The sequence below is a fragment of the Microbacterium sp. genome, assembly GCF_032084865.1.
Taxonomy (GTDB): Bacteria; Actinomycetota; Actinomycetes; order Actinomycetales; family Microbacteriaceae; genus Microbacterium.
In genome coordinates this window covers 1-9,716 of sequence record NZ_DAMDLU010000105.1, presented here as the reverse complement: position 1 = coordinate 9,716, position 9,716 = coordinate 1, and the positions used below count along the sequence as shown (strand labels likewise).

6 protein-coding genes are annotated in these 9,716 nt (G+C 69.4%); 5 read left to right on the top strand and 1 reads right to left on the bottom strand.

Annotated features, from left to right (window positions below; genetic code table 11):
- Positions 1-513: 513 nt before the first annotated feature.
- Complete coding sequence (locus tag RT309_RS10955) at positions 514-1,359, bottom strand: type IV toxin-antitoxin system AbiEi family antitoxin domain-containing protein (RefSeq protein WP_313356990.1); 846 nt, start codon at positions 1,357-1,359, stop codon at positions 514-516.
- Between the two features lie 260 nt (positions 1,360-1,619).
- On the opposite strand from RT309_RS10955, the gene RT309_RS10950 reads away from it, so the two are divergent.
- The 5 genes from RT309_RS10950 to guaA form a co-directional block, all read left to right on the top strand.
- Entirely contained in the window at positions 1,620-2,738 is a 1,119-nt protein-coding gene (locus RT309_RS10950; RefSeq protein ID WP_313356992.1) for a GuaB3 family IMP dehydrogenase-related protein, read from the top strand.
- Positions 2,735-3,538 carry an SURF1 family cytochrome oxidase biogenesis protein gene (locus RT309_RS10945; RefSeq protein ID WP_313356988.1) on the top strand — a complete coding sequence of 268 codons (804 nt, stop codon included), beginning with the start codon at positions 2,735-2,737 and terminating at the stop codon, positions 3,536-3,538. Before RT309_RS10950 ends, RT309_RS10945 begins: the two co-directional genes overlap by 4 nt.
- A 158-nt stretch (positions 3,539-3,696) precedes the next feature.
- Positions 3,697-8,322: an ExeM/NucH family extracellular endonuclease gene (locus RT309_RS10940; protein WP_313356986.1), complete on the top strand. Its 4,626-nt coding sequence runs from the start codon at positions 3,697-3,699 to the stop codon at positions 8,320-8,322.
- 80 nt (positions 8,323-8,402) lie between these two features.
- Positions 8,403-8,885: a DUF3817 domain-containing protein gene (locus RT309_RS10935; RefSeq protein ID WP_313356984.1), complete on the top strand. Its 483-nt coding sequence runs from the start codon at positions 8,403-8,405 to the stop codon at positions 8,883-8,885.
- Positions 8,882-9,716 (top strand): glutamine-hydrolyzing GMP synthase (guaA, locus tag RT309_RS10930; RefSeq protein ID WP_313356983.1); only part of this gene is annotated, 835 nt, incomplete at its 3' end. The genes RT309_RS10935 and guaA, both read left to right, overlap by 4 nt.

The following is a 9,716-nucleotide window of genomic DNA, read 5'->3' as shown; positions in this document are numbered from 1 at the left end:
AGGCGACCGCGCGCAGGTAGGTGAATATCCGGCGGATCGGACTACGTCGGTGTGTTCGCCTACGTTGGATGCGTCGCCGTGTCGGTCACGAATCGGTCTGCCGGCCGCGGCGCGCTGGTGGGCACCCTCGCCCTCGCCGCTCGCGCTGCGCTGGGGGTAGGCGAACACGCGCAGGTAGGCGGATATCCGGCGGATCCGCCTACGTCGGTGTGTTCGCCTACGTTGGGTGCGCTGCGCAGCGCCGGGATGTCAGATGCGGACGGCGCACTGCTGGGTGCAGGGACGCGTATATCGGCATCCCGGTCCCCTTGCCCGCGCCCGCGCGCTGTCGCGCCGCGCCGAGGTAGGCGAACACGCGCAGGTAGGCGGATATCCGGCGGATCGGCCTACGTCGGCGCGTTCGCCTACGCCGGATATGTCGCCTGCGCCCGGATGCGCCGGGTGCGCCGGATGTGTCGCCTGCGCCGGATGCGCCGGATGCGCTGGCTGCGCCGGAGGCGCCGGAGAGGTCGCTCAGCGACGGGATGCCAGATGCAGACCCTGCGCGATCGCATTCATGAGCGTCTCCATCACGTATCGCGCGTCGAACATGATCTGCTGGTAGTCGAATCGGAGCACGGTGTAGCCCAGCAGCGCGAGCCGGGCATCCTGGCGCAGATCGCGCCGCCTGTCCTTGGCCTTGCTGTGGAACTCGAAGCCGTCGAGCTGCACGACGAGTCGCTCGCCGATCAGGGCATCCACCGGATGCCCGTCGATGACGACCTGCTGGCGCACCTCGACGCCGCAGGTCAGCGCGATCCGCACGAACGTCGTCTCGACGCCCGAGTCCGACAGCGCGCCGACCATCTCGAGCACCTGCGCCGGTCGCAGGGCTCCCCACTGCGTGCGCTGCAGCTGCACGAGCGTCGCCGATCCGGTGCGCAGCGCCGACTCCCACACGGTCGCCGCCTCGGTGGGGTCGAGGCATCTCGCGACGTGGAAGAGCACGTTCAGCAGCGGCTCCTCGGTGCTGAAGCGCGCGACCGGCAGCGGGCCCTGCGCCCAGTGCACCTGCAGACCCTCGCGCGCGTGGCGGGATGCCGTCGGCGCGACGGCGACGTGGGTCTTCTCGGCATTCGGAGTCCAGAGCCCCTTCTCACGTGCTGCCGTGACGCACGTGATTCGGCCGCCGGCCTGCGCGGCCGCGCGGCGCTGCGGTGTGCAGTCGGCGCTGACCAGCCACGACCGGCGCACCCGTTCGAGGGCGCCCGCCTCGATCGCGGCGCGCACGGTCCAGGCGGAGTATCCCGCCGCGCGCACCTCCGAGCTGTGCGCGACGCCGTGCCGGTTCTTCAGCCACGTCAGCAAGGGAGTTCTCATGACGCACGAGCCTGCCCGGCCCGGGCATCCGACGGGAGGGGAAGCGGGCGAATGTGGACGGAACGCGTGCCGGCGGCGGTTGTGCAGGAAGAGTGGGCCGCCGGCGCACTCGGCCGACGTAGGCGAACACGCCGACGCAGGTGGATGAACCCTCCCGACCACCGACGCCCGCGTGTTCGCCTACCTCCGATGAGCCTGCCCCCTGAGCCTCGGCGATAAGCCGGGCCACAGGGCACCACCGGTAGGCTGGACGGGTGAGCATGGACATCGAGATCGGCCGAGGCAAGCGCGCGCGCCGCGCGTACACGTTCGACGACATCGCGGTGGTCCCATCGCGCCGCACCCGCAACCCCTCCGACGTCTCGACCGCGTGGACGATCGACGCGTTCTCGTTCGACATCCCCGTGCTCGGCGCCCCGATGGACTCCGTCGTCAGCCCGGCGACCGCCATCGCGCTCGGCAGGCTCGGCGGCCTCGGCGTGCTCGACCTCGAAGGCCTGTGGACGCGCTACGACGACCCGCAGCCGCTGCTCGACGAGATCGCCGCACTGCCCGCCGAGGGCGCGACGGTGCGGATGCAGCAGCTGTACTCCGAGCCGATCAAGCCCGAGCTCGTGAAGCAGCGCCTCGCCGAGATCCGCGAGGCGGGCGTCACCGTCGCCGGCTCGCTCACCCCGCAGCGCACTCAAGAGCTGTACGAGACCGTCGTCGCCGCCGGTGTCGATCTGTTCGTCATCCGCGGCACGACCGTGTCGGCCGAGCACGTCTCCAGCGCCATCGAGCCGCTGAACCTGAAGAAGTTCATCTACGACCTCGACGTGCCGGTCATCGTCGGCGGCGCCTCCACCTACACCGCGGCCCTGCACCTCATGCGCACCGGAGCGGCGGGCGTGCTCGTCGGCTTCGGCGGGGGAGCGGCGTCGACCACGCGCGTGACCCTGGGCATCCACGCCCCGATGGCGACCGCCGTGTCGGACGTCGCCGCAGCCCGCCGCGACTACCTCGACGAGTCGGGCGGGCGCTACGTGCACGTCATCGCCGACGGCGGCGTCGGCACCTCCGGCGACATGGTCAAGGCTCTCGCGATGGGTGCGGATGCCGTGATGCTGGGTGTCGCGCTGTCGCGCGCGACGGATGCCCCTGGCCAGGGCTTCCACTGGGGCGCCGAGGCGCACCACCCCGAACTTCCCCGCGGACGTCGCGTCGCCGTCGACCGCGTCGCGGATCTCGAGCGGATCCTGTTCGGCCCGGCCCCGGTCGCCGACGGGACGGCCAACCTCATCGGCGCGCTGCGCAAGTCGATGGCTACCACCGGGTACTCCGACCTGAAGGAGTTCCAGCGGGTCGAGGTCGTGCTCGCGCCGTACGAGCTGGGATGACCGAGCAGCAGCCCGCCGCGGCGCAGGAGTTCCCGCCCACGCTGCGCGAGGTGATGCTGCGGGGGCGCTGGATCGGCGTGCTCCTGCTCTGCCTGGTGATCGCCGGCGTCTTCGCCTGGCTCGGCCAGTGGCAGCTCGCCCGCGCGATCGACACCGATCCGCCGCCGCCCGGTGCGACCGAGCAGGTGCGCCCGCTGAGCGACGTGATCGAACCGGGCCAGTACCTGCCCGAACCGCTCGGCGGACAGAAGGTCACCACGAGCGGCGAGTGGATCGCCGAGGACTTCATCGTGATCTCGTCCCGGTTCAACGGCGACGACGAAGAGGGGTACTGGGTCACCGGGCAGCTGCGGGTGACCGATCGCACGTCGCTCGCCGTCGCGCTCGGCTGGGCGCCGACGCGTGAGCAGGCGGATGCCGCTGCCGACGCCCTCGCGCGGCAGGATGCCGCCGACGTCGAGCTCACGGGGCGGCTGATCGACGATGAGGGTGTCGAGCTGCCGCCGGCCGACGACATCCACGCGCTGACGCGGATGTCTCCCGCGGCGCTTCTCAGCCAGTGGCACGATGTCGACCGGCTCGACGTGTACCGCCCATACCTGGCATCCCTCACCGCTCCCGCCGGACTCGTCGACATCGACTCCCCGGCACCCGAGGAGAAGTCGCCGGTCAACTGGCTGAACGTCTTCTACGCGGCCGAATGGGCGATCTTCGCCGGCTTCGCCTTCTACCTCTGGTACCGCCTGGCGAAGGACGCCTGGGAGCGCGAGGTCGAGGCCTTCGAGGACGCGCGCGCCTGAGGCGACGGATCGGTGACCATCCGAGGGCGCTCGGGTGAATCCTCTTGCCGGATGTCGCACGTGCGGCCTATGGTCGCATTCATGCGCGAGCACGTGCTCGCGCGTCTGACGGCCGATCCACAAGATGTCCGGCCAACCCAGAATGAGGAGACGCATTCATGATGCACACCCCTGCCGATCGGAACGCCGCTGTTCCGGTCGCCCACGAGAGGAAGCGGGGGCGCATCGCCGCGCTCGCGCTGACCACGGCGTTCACGATGAGCATGGGTACGCTCATCGCCGCGCCGGCCTTCGCGAACACCGCCGGCACCGGCGTGGTCATCAACGAGGCCTACCTGTCCGGCGGCAGCGCCGGCGCCGCGTTCAAGAACAAGTTCATCGAGCTGTACAACCCCACCGACAAGGATGTCGTCCTCGACGGGATGTCGCTGCAGTACCGGTCCGCGACCGGCAGCGGTGCGTCGAACAGCGTCGTCGCGCTCACCGGCACCATCAAGGCCGGCGGATACTTCCTGGTGCAGGCGCCCGGCAACGGCACGACCCCGGCCGCGGCTGCGCTGCCGACACCCGACCAGAGCACCACATCGCTGAACCCGAGCGGAACCACCGGCACGATCGCCCTCGTGCAGGGTGCCTCGGCCGTGACCCTGCCTGTCGGCAACGCCGCCGGCGCGCAGGGCATCGTCGATCTGCTCGGCTACGGCTCCTCGAACACGTTCGAGGGCACGGTCGCCGGTGCGCCGGCCGGCAACACCGACGTGAAGTCGCTGAACCGGGGCGATGGCAAGGACACCGACGACAACAAGGCCGACTTCGCGCTCTCCGCGACGATCACGCCCACGGGCTCCGGCGGAAGCACCGATCCCGAGCCGGAGCCGGAGCCGGAGCCCGAGCCCGGTGAGAAGGTCGCCATCGCCGATGTGCAGGGCACCGGCGACGTCTCCCCGTACAAGGGCAAGACCGTCACCGTCGAGGGAGTCATCACCGCAGACCACCGCACCGGCGGCTACAAGGGCATCGTCGTCCAGACCGCAGGATCGGGCGGAGCGGACGACAAGACGCCGAACGCATCGGACGGCGTCTTCGTCTTCCTCGACGGCAAGACCGTTCCCGGCGCGATCGGCGACCTCGTGTCGGTCACCGGCGTCGTCGACGAGTACTTCGGCCAGACGCAGATCGCTCCCGCGTCGGCATCCGGCGTCTCCGTGGTGACCGCCGGGGTCGGCGTGCCCGCCCTCACCCCGCTGCCCACGAGCATCGTCGGCACGGCGCGCGAGGCGTACGAGAACATGCTCGTGCTGCCCACCGGCGATTACCTCGTCGCCTCCAGCCACCAGCTGTTCAACTTCGGAACGCTGTGGCTGAACCCCGGTGAGCTCAACGTCAAGGGGACCGAGTTGAAGCGACCCGGCGCCGAGGCGGATGCCATCGCCGCGTCGAACCGCGCCGACCGGATCCTGCTCGATGACGGATTCAACATCCAGGTGACCAACAAGGACCACCTGAACGACCAGCCGTACTTCACCAAGGACACCGTGGTGCGAGGCGGCGACGCGGTCGACTTCGACGGCAAGGGACTCGTGCTGCAGTACGGTTTCGACGACTGGCGTCTGCAGCCGGTGACACCGCTCGACAGCGCATCGCCGGCGGCCGAGAAGTTCGGCTTCACGACGAAGAACCCGCGTCCCGAGGTGCCCTCCGTGGGCGGCGACGTGAAGATCGCGTCGTTCAACGTCTACAACTACTTCACCACGCTGGTCAGCGAGAACGCCGACGCGCGCGGAGCGAAGACCGCGGCGGAGTTCGCCATCCAGAAGTCGAAGATCGTGTCGGCCATCAACGGACTGGATGCCGATGTCGTCTCGCTCATGGAGATCGAGAACTCGGTGAAGCTGGGCAAGTCCGCCGACACCGCCCTCGCCGACCTCGTCGACGGGTTGAACGCCGAAGCCGGCAGCGGCGTGTGGGCGTACGTGCCCACGCCGAAGTCGCTGCAGAACGCGTCGACCACCGACTTCATCACGAACGCGATCATCTACAAGGCGAAAGAGGTCAAGACCGTCGGCGATGCGCAGACCATCGACGATGAGACGGTGTGGGGCAATGCCCGTGAGCCGATCGCTCAGGCCTTCGACGCCGACGGTCGCACGGTCACCGTGGTCGCCAACCACTTCAAGTCGAAGTCGGGCAGCGGCACGCAGCCGGCCGACGGACAGGGATTCTTCAACGCCGACCGTGTGAAGCAGGCGCAGTCGCTGCTCGCCTTCACCGACCGGCTGAAGAGCGCCCACGGCGACGACATGCTGCTGATCGGCGACTTCAACGCCTACGGCCATGAGGACCCGATCGACGTGTTCACGTCGAAGGGCTGGGTCGACACGGTGCCCGCGCATTCGCCGGGCCGCTACACCTACACGTTCGACGGCGAGCTGGGCTCGCTCGACCACGTGATCGCCTCGCCGTCGCTGGCCCGCTCGATCACCGGTGCGGATGCGTGGACGATCAACTCGCCCGAGTGGAGCGACCGCGGCTACGCGTTCGGCGCCACCGAGACCGGCACCCCGTACCGCTCGAGCGACCACGACCCGATCCTCGTCGGCGTCTCGGCGACCGAGCCTCCGGTGAGCATCGACATCGCCACGATCAACGACTTCCACGGTCGCATCGAGGCAGACGGCAAGGCGGCCGGCGCAGCAGTGCTGGCAGGTGCGGTGAAGTCGGTGCGCGATGCCAACCCGAACACGATCTTCGCCGCGGCCGGCGACCTGATCGGCGCGTCGACGTTCACCTCGTTCATCCAGGACGACAACCCGACCATCGACGCCCTCAACGCCGCCGGTCTCGAGGTGAGCGCCGCGGGCAACCACGAGTTCGACCAGGGCTGGGCCGACCTGCGCGACCGCGTGCAGCAGCGTGCCGACTGGGAGTACATCTCGTCGAACGTGTTCCTCAAGGGCACCGATGAGACCGCCCTCGCCCCGTCGTGGGTGAAGGAGGTCGACGGCGTGCGCGTCGGCTTCGTCGGGGCCGTGACCGAAGAGCTCGACTCGCTCGTGTCGCCGGCCGGGATCGCCGACCTCGACGTGCGCGACATCGTCGACTCGGTGAACACGGCAGCGGCGAACCTCCGCGACGGCGACGACGCCAACGGCGAGGCCGACGTGATCATCCTGCTCGTGCACGAGGGGGCGACCACCGTCTCCGTCGACAGCATCACTCCCGAGTCGGCACTGGGCAAGATCGTCTACGGCGTCGGCGACGACGTGAACGCGATCGTCTCGGCGCACACCCACCTCGCCTACAACCACGTCATCGACGGCCGCCCGGTCGTCTCGGCGGGCCAGTACGGCGAGAACATGGGCGTGATGAATCTGAAGGTCGACCCGAAGAAGAACGAGCTCATCTCGATCACGAACGAGATCCGTCCGCTGGCGGGCAACTACCAGCCGGTCGCCGAGGTGCAGGCCATCGTCGACGCCGCCAAGAAGGAGGCCGACGTGCTCGGCGCCATCAAGGTGGGCGACGTCACGGCGAACTTCAACCGCGCTCGACAGGCGGACGGCAGCGAGAACCGCGGTGGCGAGTCGACGATCGGCAACTTCGTCGCCGACGTGCAGAAGTGGGCCACCGGTGCCGATCTGGCGCTGATGAACCCGGGCGGCATCCGTGCCAACCTCACCTACGCCTCGTCGAACGCGAACGATCCCGACGGCAACGTCACCTACCGTGAGGCGGCGACGGTGCAGCCGTTCGCCAACACTCTCGTCACCACCCAGCTCACCGGTGCACAGCTCAAGGCCGTGCTCGAAGAGCAGTGGCAGCCGTCGGGTGCAAGCCGTCCGTTCCTCAAGCTCGGTGTCTCGGAGGGGCTGTCGTACACGTACGATCCAACCGCGGCGCAGGGCGCGCGGATCACCTCGATCACGTTGAACGGAGCGGCTGTCGACCCGGCCGCTTCGTACACGGTCGCCGCCAACTCGTTCCTCGCCGCCGGTGGAGACAACTTCGCCACCCTGGCGAAGGGCACGAGCCCCAAGGACACCGGCAAGATCGACCTGCAGTCGATGGTCGACTGGTTCGACGCCAACAAGACGGCGAGCCCCGACCTCGACCAGCGTGCCGTGGGCGCCTCGATCACGCCGGCGCCGGGCGCGGAGGGATACACGGCGGGCGATGTGGTCACCGTGTCGCTCTCGTCGCTCGCGTTCAGTGCGGGCGAGCAGGTGCCGACGACGGTCGAGCTGTCGCTCGGCGGCGTCTCGATGGGATCGGCCGCGGTCGACTCCACCATCGTGAGCGCCACCGACGAGGCCGGCCGGGCGAGCATCCAGTTCACGGTCCCTGTGGGGTCGGCGGGCCAGCCGCTCGTCGCGACCCCGAACGTCGGCGCCCCGGTGACGCTGCCGTTCACGGTGGCGGCCGACGAGCCCGAGCCGGGACCGTTCGAGGGCACCATCCAGACCGGGGCGTCGAAGGTCAGCGCCGGCGGCACCCTCGCGGTGACCGGTGAGCGCTTCACGCCGGGTGAGACCGTGACCGTCGAGCTGCGGCCCAAGAAGGGGCAGGCCGTGCAGGTCGGCACCGTGCAGGTCGCGGATGACGGGACGTTCTCGACGACGGTGCGGGTGCCGAAGAGCACCCAGCCGGGCAAGTACATCCTGGCCGTGATGCAGGCCGACGGCGACGCGGCCACCGCCACCGTGCACGTCAACCGTGCCGGCGGACTGGGCGGCATCATCCAGCAGATCGTCGACTGGATCTGGGGCCTGATCACCGGCTGGTGAGCACGACCCTGACAGCGGGGGCCGCCGGGCATGAGTCCGGCGGCCTTCGCCGTATCGGCGCGGCGGCTAGAATGTAGGGCATGCCCGAGCCCAGAGTCGCCAGCTTCCCGGCGATCCGCGGAGCACTGAAGTTCTACCAGATCGCCTCGATCATCACCGGCGTCATGCTGCTGCTGCTCGTGACCGAGATGGTGCTGAAGTACACGCCGATCCACCTCGAACTCTTCCTCGGCGGATCCGGTGGTCCGCTCTGGTTCGCCGACGTCGTCGAAACCGCCAGCGGGCTCGAGTCGACCGGCGACGGATTCAACGTGTCGCAGGGCATCCTCATCGCGCACGGCTGGTTCTACGTCGTCTACCTGTTCGCCTGCTTCCGCATGTGGAGCATGATGCGCTGGCCGTTCGTGCGCTTCATCCTGCTCGCCCTCGGTGGCGTCATCCCCCTGCTGTCGTTCTTCATGGAGGTGCGCGTCGCGCACGACGTGAAGACCTATCTCGCCCAGCGCGAGGCCGCGGACCCCGCCGCGACGCCTGCGCCCACCACCACGGAAGGTGTCCGTTGACCGAGCAGACCGAGACCCAGCAGCGCCCCGCGCTGGTCGTCGACTTCGGAGCGCAGTACGCGCAGCTGATCGCCCGCCGCGTCCGCGAAGCCGGCGTGTACAGCGAGATCGTGCCGCACACCGCCACCGCGGAGGAGATCGCGGCGAAGAACCCGGTCGCGCTCATCCTCTCGGGCGGGCCCTCGTCGGTGTACGAAGACGGCGCTCCGCAGCTCGACCCGGCCGTGTTCGAGCTCGGCGTTCCGACGCTGGGCATCTGCTACGGCTTCCAGTACATGGCGCAGACGCTGGGCGGCGAGGTCGCGCACACGGGCCTGCGCGAGTACGGCGCGACCGACGCGCACATCCCCGCCACCGACAGCACGCTGCTCGCCGGTCAGCCCGCCGAGCAGAACGTGTGGATGAGCCACGGCGACCAGGTGTCGCGCGCTCCCGAGGGCTTCGAGGTGCTCGCCACCACCGAGGCGACGAAGGTCGCCGCGTTCGCGAACGAGGAGCGCAAGCTCTACGGCGTGCAGTGGCATCCCGAGGTCAAGCACTCCGACCACGGCCAGGCCATCATCGAGAACTTCCTGCACCGCGGCGCGGGTCTTCCCGCCGACTGGAACAGCGACAACGTGATCGCCGAGCAGATCGAGCGCATCCGCGAGCAGGTCGGCGACGCCAGCGTCATCTCGGCTCTCTCCGGCGGCGTCGACTCCGCCGTGTCGACCGCTCTCGTGCACAAGGCCATCGGCGACCAGCTCACCGCCGTCTTCGTCGACCACGGTCTGCTGCGCAAGGGCGAGCGCGAGCAGGTCGAGAAGGACTACGTCGAGTCCACCGGCGTGC